The 17792-nt window shown below is 44.0% G+C and carries 15 protein-coding genes; 10 read left to right on the forward strand and 5 right to left on the reverse strand.

The window, feature by feature from the left end; all coding sequences use genetic code 11:
• Positions 1-56 precede the first annotated feature (56 nt).
• Together WKT12_RS14210 and WKT12_RS14215 are read right to left on the reverse strand one after the other, a co-directional pair.
• Positions 57-1301, reverse strand: coding sequence for an ABC transporter permease (locus WKT12_RS14210; protein ID WP_340320112.1), 1245 nt, complete (start codon positions 1299-1301; stop codon positions 57-59).
• Between the two features lies 1 nt (position 1302).
• Positions 1303-2505, reverse strand: coding sequence for a pyridoxal phosphate-dependent aminotransferase (locus WKT12_RS14215; RefSeq protein WP_021970920.1), 1203 nt, complete (start codon positions 2503-2505; stop codon positions 1303-1305).
• Positions 2506-2719: 214 nt separating this feature from the next.
• On the opposite strand from WKT12_RS14215, the gene WKT12_RS14220 reads away from it, so the two are divergent.
• From WKT12_RS14220 to WKT12_RS14240, 5 genes are all read left to right on the forward strand, one after another.
• Complete coding sequence (locus WKT12_RS14220) at positions 2720-3955, forward strand: fucose isomerase (protein ID WP_340320113.1); 1236 nt, start codon at positions 2720-2722, stop codon at positions 3953-3955.
• A gap of 87 nt (positions 3956-4042) precedes the next feature.
• Complete coding sequence (locus WKT12_RS14225; protein ID WP_294596801.1) at positions 4043-4525, forward strand: DUF4494 domain-containing protein; 483 nt, start codon at positions 4043-4045, stop codon at positions 4523-4525.
• Between the two features lie 23 nt (positions 4526-4548).
• The gene (locus WKT12_RS14230; RefSeq protein ID WP_340320114.1) at positions 4549-5217 is read left to right on the forward strand and encodes a YggS family pyridoxal phosphate-dependent enzyme; all 669 of its coding nucleotides are present in this window, start codon (positions 4549-4551) and stop codon (positions 5215-5217) included.
• Positions 5218-5229: 12 nt separating this feature from the next.
• Complete coding sequence (locus WKT12_RS14235; protein ID WP_340320115.1) at positions 5230-6207, forward strand: dihydroorotate dehydrogenase-like protein; 978 nt, start codon at positions 5230-5232, stop codon at positions 6205-6207.
• A 262-nt stretch (positions 6208-6469) separates the two neighbouring features.
• A complete protein-coding gene (locus WKT12_RS14240; RefSeq protein ID WP_340320116.1) occupies positions 6470-7399 on the forward strand; it encodes a GIN domain-containing protein in 930 nt (309 codons plus the stop codon).
• Here the strand turns inward: WKT12_RS14240 and WKT12_RS14245 are convergent.
• On the reverse strand, positions 7394-7573 hold the full coding sequence (locus WKT12_RS14245) for a hypothetical protein (RefSeq protein WP_340320117.1): 180 nt from the start codon (positions 7571-7573) through the stop codon (positions 7394-7396). The two genes, WKT12_RS14240 and WKT12_RS14245, sit on opposite strands and share 6 nt — an antisense overlap.
• 226 nt (positions 7574-7799) lie before the next feature.
• On the opposite strand from WKT12_RS14245, the gene WKT12_RS14250 reads away from it, so the two are divergent.
• On the forward strand, positions 7800-9458 hold the full coding sequence (locus tag WKT12_RS14250; RefSeq protein WP_021970914.1) for a long-chain fatty acid--CoA ligase: 1659 nt from the start codon (positions 7800-7802) through the stop codon (positions 9456-9458).
• A gap of 6 nt (positions 9459-9464) precedes the next feature.
• The gene (locus tag WKT12_RS14255; protein WP_340320118.1) at positions 9465-10718 is read left to right on the forward strand and encodes a hypothetical protein; all 1254 of its coding nucleotides are present in this window, start codon (positions 9465-9467) and stop codon (positions 10716-10718) included.
• Positions 10719-10824: 106 nt separating this feature from the next.
• Here WKT12_RS14255 and WKT12_RS14260 read toward each other — a convergent pair whose 3' ends face one another.
• A complete protein-coding gene (locus WKT12_RS14260; protein WP_340320119.1) occupies positions 10825-11412 on the reverse strand; it encodes a Crp/Fnr family transcriptional regulator in 588 nt (195 codons plus the stop codon).
• 34 nt (positions 11413-11446) lie between these two features.
• Positions 11447-12334 (reverse strand): YitT family protein, encoded by an 888-nt coding sequence (locus WKT12_RS14265; RefSeq protein ID WP_340320120.1) that lies wholly within the window; start codon positions 12332-12334, stop codon positions 11447-11449.
• Positions 12335-12526: 192 nt separating this feature from the next.
• Between WKT12_RS14265 and WKT12_RS14270 the strand changes: the two genes are divergently transcribed.
• From WKT12_RS14270 to WKT12_RS14280, 3 genes are all read left to right on the forward strand, one after another.
• The gene (locus WKT12_RS14270) at positions 12527-13756 is read left to right on the forward strand and encodes an LL-diaminopimelate aminotransferase (protein ID WP_340320121.1); all 1230 of its coding nucleotides are present in this window, start codon (positions 12527-12529) and stop codon (positions 13754-13756) included.
• Between the two features lie 50 nt (positions 13757-13806).
• A complete protein-coding gene (locus tag WKT12_RS14275) occupies positions 13807-15996 on the forward strand; it encodes a glutamine synthetase III family protein (RefSeq protein WP_021970909.1) in 2190 nt (729 codons plus the stop codon).
• Between the two features lie 119 nt (positions 15997-16115).
• A complete protein-coding gene (locus tag WKT12_RS14280; RefSeq protein ID WP_340320122.1) occupies positions 16116-17777 on the forward strand; it encodes a putative transporter in 1662 nt (553 codons plus the stop codon).
• Positions 17778-17792 lie beyond the last annotated feature (15 nt).

Below are 17792 nucleotides of genomic sequence, written 5' to 3' on the forward strand. Positions count from 1 at the left end.
TGTGAAAGTTTTTCCCTTAAAATATCAGGACATTTTATTTTTATGAAATATTTTTTTCACTCAAATCTGATTGATTTGGCAGGATGAATCCGGCTGACAAGATAAGAAGGACCGACCAGCATCAAGACAGACACAATCAGTGTCCCGGCATTCAGCAACAACCATACTACAACATTCAGCTCTACAGGAACAGCATCTACATAATAGGTGGCAGGATCGAGTTTGATAATTCTAAAATAATACTGCAACAAACAAAACAGAAGAGCAACAACATTTCCCCAAAGCATGCCTTTTCTTATCAACATGACGGAGAATGAAAGGAAGACTTTCCGCACAGATGTATTATCCGCTCCTAACGCTTTAAGGACTCCAATCATATTGGTGCGCTCCAATATGATAATCAGCAAGCCGGAAATCATGGTAAACCCAGCTACACCTACCATCAGAATCAGGATAACCCACACATTGATATCGAGCAAATCCAGCCATGCGAAGATTTGAGGATACACTTCTTCCACCGTCCGCGAATAATATACGCTCCCATAGCAGTCCGTTTTTGCGTTCAGCAATCCACGGATATCTTCATTTATTTGTTCCAACAAGGCATAATCGCTCACTTCTATTTCGACTCCTCCTACCTGATCCCTCTTCCAGTTATTCAAACGTACTACCGTATACAAGTCTGTTATCAGGAATAAGTCATCGTAAGCGGAGAAATTTGTCTGATAGATGCCGGCAACCGTCAACCTGCGGGCACGAATATTATCTTCCAGATAGTAAGTATACAATTTATCTCCTACCTTCAAAGACAAACGATCGGCTATGGTTTTCGAAATTACGACCTCATTGCTGGCTGTGGAATCGGTAAAAGAAGGAATTTCTCCTTCCAGGAGATGTTCCTTCAGAAAGTTCGTATCGTATTCTTGAGCAATACCTTTCAATACCATACCTTGGAAATTATCGGAAGTCATAATCATTCCCGGCTTTGTAGCATAGCGCTGTACATGACTTACAGAAGGAACTGCTTGCAAGACATGCACCAAACTGTCATTGGCTACCACCGGAGTGGTCTGATAAGACTGTGCCTCATCCATACTGGTAACAAGGATATCGGAACTTAACCCCACCACCTTGTCGCGCACCTGATGCTTAAAACCTATTACGACAGCTACAGAGATAATCATCACTGCCAGGCCAATGGCAATGCCTGCCATAGCAATACGTATGGCAGGCTTTGAAACTTCCTTTCCGCCCTCGTCACTTTTATAAATACGGCGCGCTATAAAAAGCTTCCAGTTCATATTACTCGTCTACATGTCCGGGATAAGCTTCGAGAGCCTTACGCAGCACAAACAATGCACGAGCAAGGTCTTCCTTCTTCAGCACATAAGCCACACGCACTTCATTTCTGCCCGCACCCGGAGTAGTATAAAAGCCCGCTGCCGGAGCCATCATTACGGTTTCACCTTCATAATTAAAGTCAGTGAGGCACCATGCACAGAATTTTTCAGCATCATCTACCGGAAGTTTGGCTACAGTATAGAACGCTCCCATCGGAATAGGCGAATAAACTCCCGGAATACGGTTCAATCCGTCAATCAGACATTTACGTCGTTCTACATATTCATCATACATTTCACGCGAATATTCTTCCGGTTCATCAAGTGAAGCTTCTGCAGCAATCTGCCCTATCAAAGGAGGACTCAGACGAGCCTGACAGAACTTCATAACAGCCTTACGTACCTCTTCATTTTTGGTAATCAGGGCACCGATACGGATTCCGCACTCCGAATAACGTTTCGACACGGAGTCTATCAGGACAACATTCTGCTCAATACCTTCCAGATGGCATGCTGATATATAAGGAGAACCTGTATAGATAAATTCACGATATACTTCGTCGGAAAACAAGAACAAATCATACTTCTTCACCAGATCGCGAATCTGATTCATCTCCCGACGTGTATACAAGTAACCTGTCGGATTGTTTGGGTTACAAATCAAGATTCCTTTGGTACGCTCGTTTATCAATTCCTCGAACTTTTCCACCTTCGGCAAGGCAAATCCTTCGTCTATTGTGGTAGTAACCGTACGGATAATTGCACCAGCCGAAATAGCAAATGCCATATAATTGGCATAAGCCGGTTCGGGAACGATAATTTCATCACCCGGATTCAAGCAGCTCATGAAAGCAAACAATACGGCTTCCGATCCTCCCGTAGTGATAATGATATCGTCAGCATCAAGGTTTATATCATATTTTTTATAATAGCCTACCAGCTTTTCGCGGTAACTGCGATAGCCCTGACTCGGGCTATATTCAAGTACAGTACGGTCTATATGACGAATCGCATCGAGGGCCGCTCGAGGAGTAGGCAGGTCCGGCTGACCAATATTCAGGTGATATACATGAATTCCTCTTCCCTTTGCAGCTTCTGCCAGAGGAGCCAATTTTCTGATAGGCGACTCGGGCATCTCATTTCCTCTAATGGATATTTGTGGCATAAATTAATAATTTAATTTTAAACGTGGCTACAAATATAGCCCGAAAGAACAAGATGCACAACTTTTCTTCTAAAATAAATCCGCTACCGTCCTTACAGAAAAGCCTAAACAGGCTCTAAACTCTATCAAAAAACATAAAAACTCTTCACAACATCAAGTCGGCAAACAGAAAAAAACGTATATTCGTACATGCAAACCTATCACATATTGAACTATGAATCTATACCTAATTATATTTACATCCGGAAGTTACAAGATGGAGCAAACTTATCAGAATCATAAGGAGCTCTTCATGGCATTGGAAAAGCACTTCACGTTACACTTGATACATCACACTGAAGCCGAAAGCATTCCAGCCAACGCCTACAAAATGGCATTCATTGCCAGTGGAGGAGTAGAAGATACTGTTATCAAAAACTTCAGTATTCTGCCCTACCCGATAACCTTGCTTGCCGACGGACTGAACAATTCACTTGCCGCAGCACTGGAAATTGCTGCATGTGTACGCAACAAAGACATGAAAGTACATATTATCCACGGACAAGTAGCCTACATGGCCGAGCAAGTATTACTACATCATAAGGCATTTGCCGCCAAGCGCTCACTGAAGGGCAAGCGAATCGGAGTTATCGGGACTCCAGCTCCATGGCTCGTAGCCAGTCATGTAGACTATCTCTTAGCAAGCCAGCGCTGGGGAGTGAACTACATTGACATTCCGCTTCAGGAAGTTTACAAACGTTTCTACGAGATTACTGATGACGAAATAGGACTGGAAGCCTCTATTTTTGCCAACAAAGCCAAAGCTTGTCAGGACACTACGCCGGAAGAACTTTTAAAAGCCATGCGACTCTATAAGGCAATCAAGCAGCTATGCACTTCCGAACAGTTGGATGCCGTAGCTTTGTCTTGCTTTTCCCTGATCAAACAATTGAAAACAACAGGATGTCTGGCCTTATCATTATTAAATAATGAAGGAATTCCAGCCGGTTGCGAAGGAGATTTGCAGGCCATCATGACTATGCTCATGGCAAAAGCCGTTACCGGACAGGTTTCGTTCATGGGAAATCCTTCCTTCATCGATACCCAACGCAATGAACTACTGCTGGCCCATTGCACCATTGCAACCAAAATAGTAAACGACTTTATCATACGCGACCATTTCGAAACACAAAGCGGTATAGCTATACAAGGAATGATGCACGAAGGCGATGTTACCATCTTCAAGTGCGGAAGCGAATGTCTGGACGAATATTATCTGGCAGAAGGTTACCTGACCGAGAATACCAACCTGGCGACTTCATGCCGCACGCAGTTTAAAATCAAGCTTAACAAGCCTGTAAGCTATTTTCTGACCAATCCTTTGGGAAACCACCATATTATGCTACAAGGAAATCACGTTGCAGAACTTCAAGAGTTCATGCAACAGAACCGATGCAAGCTACGCGAGTAAACAAATAAATTATTTATGTAAGAGTTTTAATTAAAATTTTAGTGTAAATTTGCATGAACATTGTCAAACTAACACAGAAAGAAATTCATTATGATGCATAATTGGTTCGAATGTAAAATCCGCTATGAGAAAGTAGCGGAAAACGGCATGAACAAAAAAGTAACAGAACCTTACTTAGTAGATGCACTCAGTTTTACAGAAGCAGAGTCACGCATTATCGAAGAAATCACCCCGTTTATCAGTGGAGAATTTACTGTAGCCGACATCAAACGTGCAAATTACAGTGAGCTGTTCCCATGCGAAGAAGATGCAGCCGACCGCTGGTTCAAGTGCAAGCTGTACTTCATTACGCTCGACGAAAAAAGCGGAGCCGAAAAGAAAACGGCAACAAACGTACTGGTACAGGCAGCCGACCTGCGCGATGCGGTCAAGAAACTGGATGAGGGCATGAAAGGAACCATGGCTGATTATTCCATTGCTTCCATTGCAGAAACAGCTATTATGGATGTATATCCCTACTCTGCCGAACCGGATGTAAAGCCAGAATTTCCGGATGCCGATAAAAGATAATACTCAAAAAAACAAATCTGATAATGGATATTCAAACTAATTTAAAGGAAGTGGTAGCGGAATTGCCGGAAAACGTCCGTCTGGTAGCCGTATCGAAATTCCATCCTGCCGAGGCCATCGAGGCAGCCTATGCTGCCGGACAGCGCATCTTCGGCGAAAGCAAGGAACAGGAATTATCGGGGAAATACGAAAAACTGCCGAAAGACATCGAATGGCATTTCATCGGACACCTGCAAACCAACAAGGTAAAGTACATTGCACCTTACATTGCAATGATACATGCCGCCGACTCCTATAAATTATTGGCTGAAGTCAACAAACAAGCTGCCAAGTACAACCGCGTCATCCCCTGCCTGCTCGAGATACATATCGCACAGGAAGAAAGCAAATACGGATTTACATTCGACACTTGCAGGGAGATGCTTCGTGCGGGAGAATGGAAAGACCTGAATCACGTCTGCATTGCAGGCGTCATGGGCATGGCTACAAACACAGACGACACGGCAGAAATTGCCAAAGAATTTCATTCACTGAAAACATTCTTCGACGAACTGAAAAAGGATTATTTTTCCGATCGTCCGGAATTCCGTGAAATATCCATGGGTATGTCGCACGACTATCTGATAGCCGTCAAAGAAGGAAGTACGATGGTACGTGTGGGAAGTAAAATTTTTGGAGAAAGAATCTATTAAAATCTAATTAATATGGCACAACTAAAAACAACATTCGCAGGATTGGCACTTGAAAACCCGATTATCATCAGTAGTTCGGGACTGACTAACAGTGCAGAAAAAATTAAAAAACTGGAAGAAGCCGGCGCAGGAGCTGTAGTCCTGAAGTCTGTTTTCGAGGAACAAATCAACATGCAGGCAGGAGCCATGCAGGGATACGGCTCTCCCGAAGCAGATGACTATTTGGGTACATACGTACGCTCGCATGCACTGAACGAACATATCAGCCTGATAGAAGAAACAAAAAAAATATGTCACATCCCCGTTATCGCCAGCATTAACTGCTACAGCGACAGCGAATGGGTGGACTTTGCAGAAATGATGGAAAAAGCCGGAGCCGATGCTCTGGAGCTGAACATCCTGTCCTTACAGACCGAAAAGGATTATACACCGGGAAGTTTCGAACAACGCCATATCGAAATTCTCCGCCACATCAAGAAAGTTGTAAAAATCCCTGTAATCATGAAACTGGGAAGCAACTTCACTAATCCGGTTTCCCTCATCAACCAGCTTTATGCCAACGGAGCTGCAGCCGTAGTTCTGTTCAACCGTTTCTATCAGCCGGATATCAATATCGATACGATGACCTTTACCAATGCCAACGTCATGAGTACTCCGAATGAGCTGGCCGACCGTCTGCGCTGGACAGCCATCGCTTCGGCAGCCGTACCACGCTTGGATTATGCCATTTCCGGTGGCGTACACTGCGGAAAAGGTGTCATCAAATCAATTCTGGCAGGTGCAGCAGCTGTAGAAGTATGCAGCGTGATTTACCAGTACGGTGCCAAGGAAATTGAAAACATGAAGAAAGAACTGGCTGAATGGATGGATGATAAAGGTTACGAAAACCTGTCTCAGTTTAAAGGCAAGATGAATGCCGAAGCTGCAGGCGACATCAATCCGTTCGAACGTACACAGTTCATGAAATACTACAGCAGCAGAGAAGAATAATTTTTCTTCTGATACCTGAAAAGAAATCCGGCAAGCAAACCTATCACAGCTTGCCGGATTTTTTTATTCAAGCCATGATCGGCAGTCTGTTACGCCTTACCTATCAACTACATAACCATATCTATTCAGGCACAATTCATTTTATTTTTTCAAGCGATATCTACAAAATTTACATTCCATATTCATTTTTCCCGGTAAAACTTGTTACATTTCGGGCAAACTTGCGTCTAACTAAACAGAAAACTCAAAAAACACATTGCATATGAAAACATTTAAATTTGCAGCCACATTAGGCATTGCACTTACTTTTATGGCAACCGAGAGCTGTTCCTTTTCCTTAAATGGAAAAAACATCAAGCCCAGCAACAACTATGTCACCAAGAAAATTGAACTCAGCGACATCAGTTCCATCAAAGCCTCCACTTCGATAGATGTAGTCTATACACAAACCAAGGGAGAATCTTATGCCGAAGTCTACGCCCCCGACAACATCGCCCCTTATGTAAAAGTACATCAGAACGGAGACAAGCTGGAAGTCTGCTACGATTTCCCCAAAGGACTTGCAGTTTCCATACGTGGCAAATACGAATGTGAAGTCAAAGTCTTTGCCCCCGAGGTAACAACATTTACAACATCCAGTTCTTCCGATATCACACTTGCCAGTACGCTGGAAACAGCCAAAGATGTAAACCTGAAAACATCGAGCAGCGGCGACATCGATGCTGGCAAGATACAGTGCAGCAACCTGAATATCTCCTCCTCCAGCAGCGGCGATATTGCCATAAAGAGCGTGACATGCCGTACACTCGAAGCCTCTGCCAGCAGCAGTGGAGATTTAAAAATAGCCACTGCACACTGTAACGAAGCCAGCCTCCGCTCCAGCTCATCGGGCGACTGCGATATTAAATCGTTGTCGTGTACAGGGAACATACAGGCACAAACCAGTTCTTCAGGCGATATCCATCTGTCCGGCAAATGTACGACTGCCGAATATTCATCACAATCGAGCGGCAGTATTTACGCCCAGGACCTGAAAGCGTCACAAGTCAAAGCCAGCGCCAGCTCGGGAGGTGACATTCTGTGTCACGCCACCGAAACTTTGTCGACCAGCACGAGCAGCGGAGGTGAGATCCGCTACAACGGCAATCCCCGGCAGATAACCGGAAAATCGGAAAACGTGTCTAAGTTATAAACCAGACAACGCCGGCAGCTTTTGCCAGAAAGCTGCCCGGAAAGCTAATATCTTTTGTACAAAAAATATTTGTTTTTGTACAAAAGATATTTTTTTCTCTACAAATTTTCTTTCAGCCGCGCCCTTCTTCCCAAACGCTTCCCGCCAGCTTTTTGCCAGCATTTCTGCACTCATTACAAACGGCCGGAAAGCTTTACCTTTCCTTCTGACACATACGAACCAAAAGATTCCTTATTTTGTTCTATATAGAAAAGGATAAAAAAATGTTCCGAAATACATTTCACCTAAAGCAAGCATCCGATATGCCCTTATAAGGCACTACATAAATTTGGAATACTAAGAATTAAACAATATCTTTGCACAATAAGGCTCTTTTTGTGCACTACTAAACAAACATTCTATGGAAAAAAGTTTTATCGCCTTTGTAGAAAACAGCATCAAGGAACACTGGGACCTGGACGCTCTGACCGATTATAAAGGTGCAACCTTACAATACAAGGACGTTGCCCGCAAAATAGAAAAATTGCATATTCTGCTGGCAGAAAGCGGTATCAAACCTGGCGACAAGGTAGCTGTCTGCGGGCGCAACAGTTCACACTGGGGAGTGGCTTTTCTTGCTATACTGACTTACGGAGCGGTAGCTGTACCCATTTTACATGAATTCAAGGCAGACAACATACACAATATTGTAAATCATTCGGAAGCACGTCTGCTCTTCGTGGGCGATGTGGTATGGGAAGCCTTGAACGAAGCAGAAATGCCTTTGTTGGAAGGTATCATCCTGATGACCGACTTTACCTTGCAGGTATGCCGCAGCAAGCAACTGGAATATGCCCGCGAACACCTCAACGAATTGTTTGGAAAGAAATTTCCCCGCAATTTCCGCCGCGAACATGTATCGTACCGCCGCGACGAGCCAGAAGAACTGGCTGTCATCAACTATACTTCCGGAACTACCAGCTTTTCGAAAGGCGTCATGCTTCCTTACCGTTCGCTATGGTCGAACACGCAGTTTGCCTTCGAGGTGCTTCCGCTGAAGCCGGGCGACAGAGTCGTATCCATGCTTCCTATGGCACACATGTACGGACTGGCGTTCGAATTTCTGTACGAGTTTGCCAGCGGATGTCACGTATTCTTCCTCACACGTATGCCCAGCCCGAAGATTATCTTCCAGGCATTCTCCGAGGTCAAGCCACACATTGTCATCGCCGTACCGCTGATTATCGAAAAGATTATCAAGAAAAACGTACTGCCCAAACTGGAAACGCTTAAGATGAAAATGTTGCTGAAAGTTCCGATTATCAACGATAAAATCAAGGCAGCCGTACGCGAACAGATGATAAAAGGCTTTGGAGGCAACTTCTACGAGGTCATCATAGGTGGAGCTGCTTTTAATCAGGAAGTAGAAAAGCTACTGAAAAGCATCGACTTTCCTTATACCGTAGGATACGGAATGACTGAATGCGGTCCGATAATCTGCTACGAAGACTGGAAACGTTTCCGCCCGGGATCGTGCGGCAAGGCTGCCCCCCGCATGGAAGTACGGATTGACAGTCCAGACCCGCAGAACATAGTTGGCGAAATCCTGACACGCGGCGACAATGTCATGCTGGGATATTATAAAAATGCTGAAGCAACGGCGCAAATCTTCGACTCCGACGGATGGCTGCATACCGGTGACCTGGGAATCATGGACGAGGAAGGTAACATTACCATCAAGGGAAGAAGCAAGAATATGCTGCTCGGCCCTTCCGGACAAAATATCTATCCCGAAGAAATCGAGGAGAAACTGAACAATCTCCCGTTTGTTGCCGAAAGCATCATCATACAGCAGAACGACAACAAGCTGGCTGCTCTGATTTATCCGGAGTTCGATGAAGCATATTCACAAGGTATGACGGATAAGGATATAGAGAACGCAATGGAAGAAAACCGTGTGACGCTGAACTCCGAACTGCCGGCTTACTCACAGATATCACGAATCAAAATCTATCCTGAAGAGTTCGAAAAAACTCCGAAAAAGAGCATCAAACGATTCCTCTATCAGGATGTAAAATAAATACGGATGAAACTCAATACCATAATGATAAGTATGTTCCTGTCAGGATGCCTTCTGGCAGGAACAACTCCTTTTTACGCACAGGTGCGCAATAATAAAGGACTGAAAAAGGGGGTGAACTTAGCTGTCAATATCACCAATAAGAAAAAAGAACCGCCACGCACGTACGTAAATCTTGGGCTGATAAGCAATTATCCCTGCCTGAATGGTGTAGGCCTCAACGTCATCTCCAGCATTACACATTATCATTCGCAGGGTTTTCAAGTAGCAGGCATTACCAACGTAACAGGACTGAATGCCAACGGATTCCAGTTCTCGGGTATAGCTAACGTAACGGGTAAAAATACGAAAGGCATTGCCATAGCAGGATTGATGAACGTCAACGGCAATTCGATGTCGGGACTTGGCATATCGGCCCTCGGTAATGTAGCCGGACTGAATGAAAACGGTATATCTATAAGTGGACTCATAAACATTGCAGGCAGGAACAGTTCCGGAGTGAATATAGCTGGACTTGCCAATATTACAAGAAGAACACAGGAAGGACTGATTATAGGAGGACTGATGAATGTAGCCGGAGAAACAATGAACGGCATACAACTAACCAGTCTGCTGAACGTAGCCGGTACTAAAAACAATGGTGTACAACTTGCCGGCTTAGGAAATATCGCCGTAGAAAATCGTGGGCTACAGCTGGGTATTGCGAATTACGGTGAACAGAACAAGGGATTGCAGGCGGGTATCGCCAACGTATCTTCACAGACAAGTAAGGGATTGCAGTTGGGTATCGTCAATATCAGTCAGGATAGTGCAGCCCATCAGATAGGATGTGTCAACATCAACCCGATGACTCGTGTACAGATGATTGTTTCAAGCGGTAACCTGAACAAAATAAATGTAGCGGTACGCTTCAAGAACCGACATACGTATACAGAACTGGGTGGAGGAGCCTTTTACCTGAATACAGATTACAAGCTCTCTGCCTCAGCCTTTTATCGCGGAGGTGTGTACTGCTCGCTTCTCCCCCGGCTGGAGCTGAGTGCCGATGCGGGCTTTTATCATATCGAAACGCTCGACAACAAACATGAAGGACTGCCTGCCCGTCTTTATGCTTTGCAGCCACGTATCAACCTGGAGTATCGTATGGGACGCAAAATAGGCATATTTGCTTCGGGAGGATACAGTTGGACCCGTCAATATGGTCATAGCCGGATGTTCGACCACAAAGCTACTTTCGAAGCCGGAATCGTATTATTCTGATATATTAAAAAGGCAATCTGCATAAAAAGACTCACCTGTATATAGCTTTCTCTGAAAGAAACCACTATATACAGGTGAGTCTTTTTTGTATCTGAAAAATAGATTTTTATCCATTCAAACTGGCCGAACGCACCCGACTCAGGGTTTCGGGTGTCATCTGCAGCAGCGATGCTATATAAACCAGCGGGGCACGCTTCAATATTTCCGGATGCAACTGAAGAAGTCTGTTGTAACGCTCGTGTGCAGGCTCAAAGCGCAACGTATCAGCCTTTACCTGCGACTCGATCAGTGAATACTCGAAAAATTTTCTATATAGCACACCAATATCGGCATGCTCTATCGACAAACGCTCTATCTCCTTCTTGCTGATTTCCCAAAGAATGGAAGGTTCCAATGCCTCAATCATCAGGCGTGTAGGTTCTTGCTTAAGATAACTTTCCAGACAGATTATCATTCCGCCTTCATATCCGATATGCTCGGTTACATCCTTGTCGTACTTGAAATAGAACTGACGGGTCATTCCCTTTTCAATGTACCGCATACACTCGCACACGTCACCTTCATTCAGGATAATTTCTCCTTTTTTATACTTCCTGCAAACTAAAATATCTGCCAGTGCATGAATGCTCTCTCGCTCCAACACAACTTGTTTTTCTGCAACCATCTGGCGCACAATTTCAACACTTGTCATCACATCATCTCCTTTTGCCTACATAAAAATTTTATCTCTATCTTACTTTAATGCGGTCGAAACCTTCACCAAAAACTCCGATTACTGCACTTTGAGAAACAAACGCTCCCGGATCGATATCTTTTATCAGACGAAATATCGTATTCGATTCTGTCTTCTTCGCCAACACAAACATCATTTTTACATTATTATGTGTATAGCATCCCACTCCGTCAATAAAAGTTACCCCGCGATGCAGGTCCAGATTGATACGTCTGCCTATCTCTTCATACTTGGAAGATATAATGAAGAACTGTACAGACAGACGGGCACTGTTTACAACCTGATCTAACACAAAACTGGATACAAACAATACGACATAACCATACACCACGCGCTCCCAGTCATGCAAGACCAGATAACTGGATGAAATAATGATAATATCGCACATCAATATAACACGCCCCAAAGAAATATCACGATATTTATTGACAATGGCTGCAATAATATCTGTACCTCCTGTACTTCCATTCGCCGAAAAAGCAACACCGATACCCCCTCCGCAGAACGAAGCTCCCAAGACACAAGCCATAAAAGGCTGGTCGTGTATCAGACTACCTTTCACAAAATCTTGTATAATGGCCAACAATATGGTCAAAACGGCAACGGCCCAGATTGTTTTCAGGCAAAACTTAAGCCCCAGAATTTTCAATGCGAGCAGCAGCAACAAGAAATTAATAATAAGGTATGTATACTGGACAGGAAAACCTGTTGCCCAAAAGATTATGGATGCAATACCCGGAACTGCTCCTGAGGGAATATCATTCGGCAACAAGAACACCGTCCACCCAATACCATACATAAGCATGCCCAAAGCAATCATCAAATAATCTTTGGTTTCCCTAAAGAATTGCTGTGATTTTGTAAGAGGCTTCATTTGATTCATCTTTACAATTATAAGTTATAGTTTTCGATTTTGTTGATACAAAATTATAAAAAAATCACCTATAACGATAGAATGGAGATAAATTTCTTACAAAAACGAAGAAAAGGAAATAAGACGGTTTTGTAGATCGTATAAATTTCGTAATTTTGTCCCGAATTGGGATAAATAGTCAGAATATACTACAAATACATCATGGCATTAGTGAACGAACATTTCCTGAAACTGCCGAACAATTACTTTTTCTCCGACCTGGAGAAAAAAGTCAACTTGTTCAGGGTAACTCATCCTAAAGCCGATATAATCCGCTTGGGAACAGGAGATGTCACCCTTCCCCTTCCACGTGCCTGTATAGAAGCCATGCACAAAGCCGTAGAAGAAATGTCGGATGCGACTACATTTCACGGTTACGGTCCCGAAGAGGGCTATCACTTTCTCATCAATGAGATCATCAAAAACGATTACGCTCCACGGGGAGTACATCTGGAACCCGGAGAAGTATTCATCAGCGACGGCAGCAAGAGTGACACAGGAAGTATCGGCGATATTTTACGCCATGACAACAGCATCGGAGTAACCGACCCGATTTATCCGGTTTATATCGATTCGAACGTTTCATGCGGACGCGCCGGAGAACTGCAGAGCGACGGAAAATGGAGCAATGTGGTTTATATGCCCTGCCTTCCCGAAAACAATTTTATCCCACAAATTCCCAGTCAGCGCATCGATATCGTTTATCTGTGCTATCCCAATAACCCGACAGGAACTGTACTCAGCAAGAGTGAACTGAAGAAATGGGTAAATTATGCTATTCAAAACGACACCTTGATTATATTTGATGCTGCCTACGAAGCATACATACAGAATCCGGAAATACCCCATTCCATATACGAAATAAAAGGAGCCAGAAAGGTTGCCATTGAATGCCGAAGCTTTTCGAAAACGGCAGGATTTACCGGAGTTCGCTGCGGTTACATGGTAATTCCCAAAGAAGTGACGGCCGCTACGCTGACAGGCAAGCGCATACCACTCAATCCGATGTGGAAACGTCATCAGGAAGTCAAATTCAACGGAACATCTTACATTACTCAGCGGGGAGCTGAAGCTATTTACACTCCTGAAGGGAAAGAACAGGTAAAAGCAAACATCCGATATTATATGGAAAATGTACAGATTCTGAAAAAGGCATTCCATGAACTGGGACTGAAAGTGGCAGGCGGTGATGACGCCCCTTATCTTTGGGTACAAGCTCCCAAGGGCATGTCATCGTGGAAATTTTTCGATAAATTACTATACGAAGCCCACATTGTAGGAACTCCCGGTGTTGGTTTCGGACCAAGTGGAGAAGGTTATATGCGCTTTACCGGTTTTGGCAAGAAGGAACACTGCATGGAAGCCATACAACGTCTTCGCCGATGCTTATAAGTAAAACAAAAAACATTTAGGAGAACAACATAAAAATTATTTTAGGTATTATGTCAAAATTAAGATTCAGAGTTGTAGAAAAAGCGTTTCATAAGAAACCTGTCGAAGTTACTCCCCCGACAGAACGCCCGAGTGAATATTTCGGTAAATATGTATTCAACAGGGAAAAAATGTTCAAGTATCTTCCCAGCAAAGTATACGCCAAGCTGGTAGATGTTATCGATAATGGAGCCGCTCTCGACAGAAGCATTGCAGATGAAGTTGCTGCCGGAATGAAAAAGTGGGCAACGGAACTGGGTGTTACTCACTACACTCACTGGTTTCAGCCGCTGACAGAAGGTACGGCTGAAAAACACGATGCCTTCGTTGAACACGACGGAAAAGGTGGTATGCTGGAAGAATTTTCTGGTAAACTTCTTGTCCAGCAGGAAGCTGACGGCTCTTCATTCCCCAATGGTGGTGTGAGAAATACATTCGAAGCACGCGGTTATAGTGCATGGGACCCTTCTTCACCTGTTTTTGTAGTAGACGATACGCTGTGCATTCCGACAGTATTTATCGCTTACACAGGAGAATCTCTGGATTATAAAGCTCCGTTGCTGAAAGCTATTCAGGCAGTCACAAAATCGGCTCTTGACGTGATGCACTATTTTGATCCGTCGGTAAAGAAAATCATTTCCTACCTCGGCTGGGAACAAGAATACTTTTTAGTTGACGAAGGACTGTATGCTGCCCGCCCCGACTTGCTGCTTACCGGACGTACTCTTATGGGCCACGAAGCATCGAAGAACCAACAGTTGGAAGATCATTACTTCGGTGCCATCCCTCCACGTGTAGCTGCTTTCATGAAAGACCTCGAAATACAGGCTTTAGAATTAGGAATACCAGTAAAAACCCGCCACAATGAAGTAGCTCCTAACCAGTTTGAGCTGGCTCCTATCTATGAAGAATGTAATCTGGCCGTAGACCATAATATGCTCATCATGTCATTGATGCGTAAAATTGCCCGCAATCACGGATTCCGTGTGCTGCTTCACGAAAAACCGTTCAAGGGAGTCAATGGCTCAGGTAAGCACAATAACTGGTCATTGGGTACAGACAATGGAACATTGCTGATGGCTCCGGGTAAAACTTCAGAAGAAAACCTGCGCTTTATCACGTTTGTAGTAAATACACTGATGGCTGTATATCATCACAACGGATTATTGAAAGCGTCTATCATGAGTGCAACCAACGCTCATCGTCTGGGTGCTCATGAAGCACCTCCAGCCATTATTTCTTCGTTCTTAGGCACTCAGCTTAGTAAAGTGCTCGATCATATGGAAGAAAGCACGAACAACGATCTGGTATCGCTGGGCGACAAGCAGAGTATGCGCCTGGACATCCCTCAGATACCTGAGCTGCTGATAGATAATACTGACCGTAACCGTACCTCACCTTTCGCATTTACAGGAAACCGCTTCGAGTTCCGTGCTCCGGGTTCTGAAGCAAACTGCGCCAGTGCAATGATAGCTCTGAATGCAGCTGTGGCAGAACAGCTTACTATCTTTAAGAAGGATGTTGATTCACTTATTGAAAAAGGAGAGCCTAAGATTACTGCTATCATTCAGGTTATCCGTAAATACATAAAGGAATGCAAGCCTATTCGTTTCGACGGTAACGGATATAGCGACGAATGGAAAGAAGAAGCTGCTCGCCGCGGACTGGATTGTGAAACAAGTTGCCCGCTGATTTTCGACAACTATTTGAAGCCGGACACAATCCGCATGTTCGAATCTACCGGAGTAATGAACCGCAAAGAGCTGGAAGCACGTAATGAAGTAAAATGGGAAATGTATACCAAAAAGATACAGATCGAAGCACGCGTGCTGGGCGATTTGGTAATGAACCATGTAGTTCCTGTGGCAATCGAATATCAGACCAAGCTGATAGACAATGCCTATAAGATGAAATCACTTTTCCCTGCCGACGAAGCAGCAGCTCTGTCGGCCGAAAACCTGGCAATCATCAAAGAAATAGCAGAACATACAGCCTTTATCAAAGAGCAAGTTGATGCAATGGTAGAAGCTCGTAAAGTTGCAAACCGAATCACAACCGAACGCGAAAAAGCAATTGCTTACCACGATAATATCGCACCGATGCTGGAACAAATCCGCTATCACATCGACAAGCTCGAACTGATTGTTGATGACCAGATGTGGACACTGCCGAAGTATCGCGAATTGTTATTCGTACGCTAAACAAATTATTTATTGCCATAAAAGGGCACAGAGTTACACACGTTAGACTTTTATCTTTCCGTTGTGTCACTCTGTGTCCTTTGTGGTGATAATAATTTATTTTTATGTATCTTTACAACATGGAATGGTTATATAATTTATTTTTTGAACATACAGCATTACAGGCAGTAGTTATACTGTCGCTCATCATATCTATCGGACTTGGATTAGGGAAATTACATATCTGCGGAGTATCTCTCGGAGTTACTTGTGTATTTTTCATGGGAATTTTTGCCGGACATATGGGCTTTTCTATTGATCCGCAGATGTTATCGTATGCAGAAAGCTTCGGACTCGTTTTATTTGTCTATGCGTTAGGCCTTCAGGTTGGTCCCGGTTTTTTCAGTTCTTTTCAGCGAGGTGGATGTAAACTGAACTTGTTGGGACTGGGAGTCATTCTGTTAGGTACAGTTATGGCTGTTGCGCTTACGACAATAACTCCAATCTCAATGCCCGACATGGTTGGTATCTTATGTGGAGCGACTACTAATACTCCCGCCCTTGGTGCCGCACAGCAGACCTTAAAGCAGCTGGGAGAATCAACCAGTGGCGCTGCCTTAAGTTGTGCCGTGACATATCCTCTCGGTGTGGTAGGAGTTATATTGGCTATCATTGTAGTCAGAAAATTGTTTGTACGTCCTTCCGATATGGAACAACACGAGCATGAAGACCCTAACCAGACATACATTGCAACATTTCAGGTGCACAACCCTGCTGTATTCAATAAAAGCATTCACGATTTGGTCTATGTCAGTACAACCAAATTTGTCATTTCACGTTTGTGGAGAAACGGACAAGTCTGTATCCCGACTTCTGAGAAAGTTTTAAGAGAAAACGACCGGTTACTGGTTGTAACAACAGAAAAAGATGTACAGGCTTTGACAATCCTTTTCGGGGAACAGGAAAAAAAAGACTGGAACAAAGAAGATATCGACTGGGATGCCATAGACAGCCAATTAATTTCCAAGCACATAGTAATTTCACGTCCGGAAATAAACGGCAAGAAATTAGGTTCACTGCGCTTGAGAAATATGTATGGAATCAACATTAGTCGTGTATTACGCAGTGGGGTACAATTGCTGGCTACCCCAGAACTTATCTTGCAGTTAGGCGACCGTCTTACCGTCGTAGGTGAAGCAGCAGCAATCAAGAATGTAGAAAAAGTATTGGGGAATACAGTCAAGACCTTGAAAGACCCTAATCTTGCATCCATATTTATCGGCATCGTATTAGGACTGGTTGTAGGTTCCATACCAATTGCTATTCCGGGAATCAGTTCTCCTGTCAAATTAGGACTTGCCGGAGGACCGATAATCGCAGGTATTCTAATCGGATCATATGGCCCACGCCTGCACCTGGTTACCTATACCACCCGTAGTGCGAGCCTGATGTTGCGAGGCATTGGCCTGTCGCTCTACCTTGCATGCCTGGGATTGGATTCAGGAGCTCATTTCTTCGATACGGTGATGCGACCGGAAGGTGCCTTATGGATAGGTATAGGCTTCCTGATAACTTTTATCCCCGTGGTGATTATGGCACTGGTAGCTCTTCGCTTATGCAAGATGGACTTTGGAAATACATGCGGCATGCTCTGTGGCAGTATGGCTAATCCGATGGCTCTGAATTATGCCAACGATATCATTCCCAATGACAACCCCGCCATCAGTTATGCAACGGTTTACCCGCTTGGCATGTTCATCCGCGTAATCATTGCCCAACTTATTTTAATGATATTCCTATAATATTCTAACCTGAAC

Source organism: Phocaeicola sp. HCN-6420 (genome assembly GCF_037890145.1).
In the GTDB taxonomy this organism is placed as follows: Bacteria; Bacteroidota; Bacteroidia; order Bacteroidales; family Bacteroidaceae; genus Phocaeicola.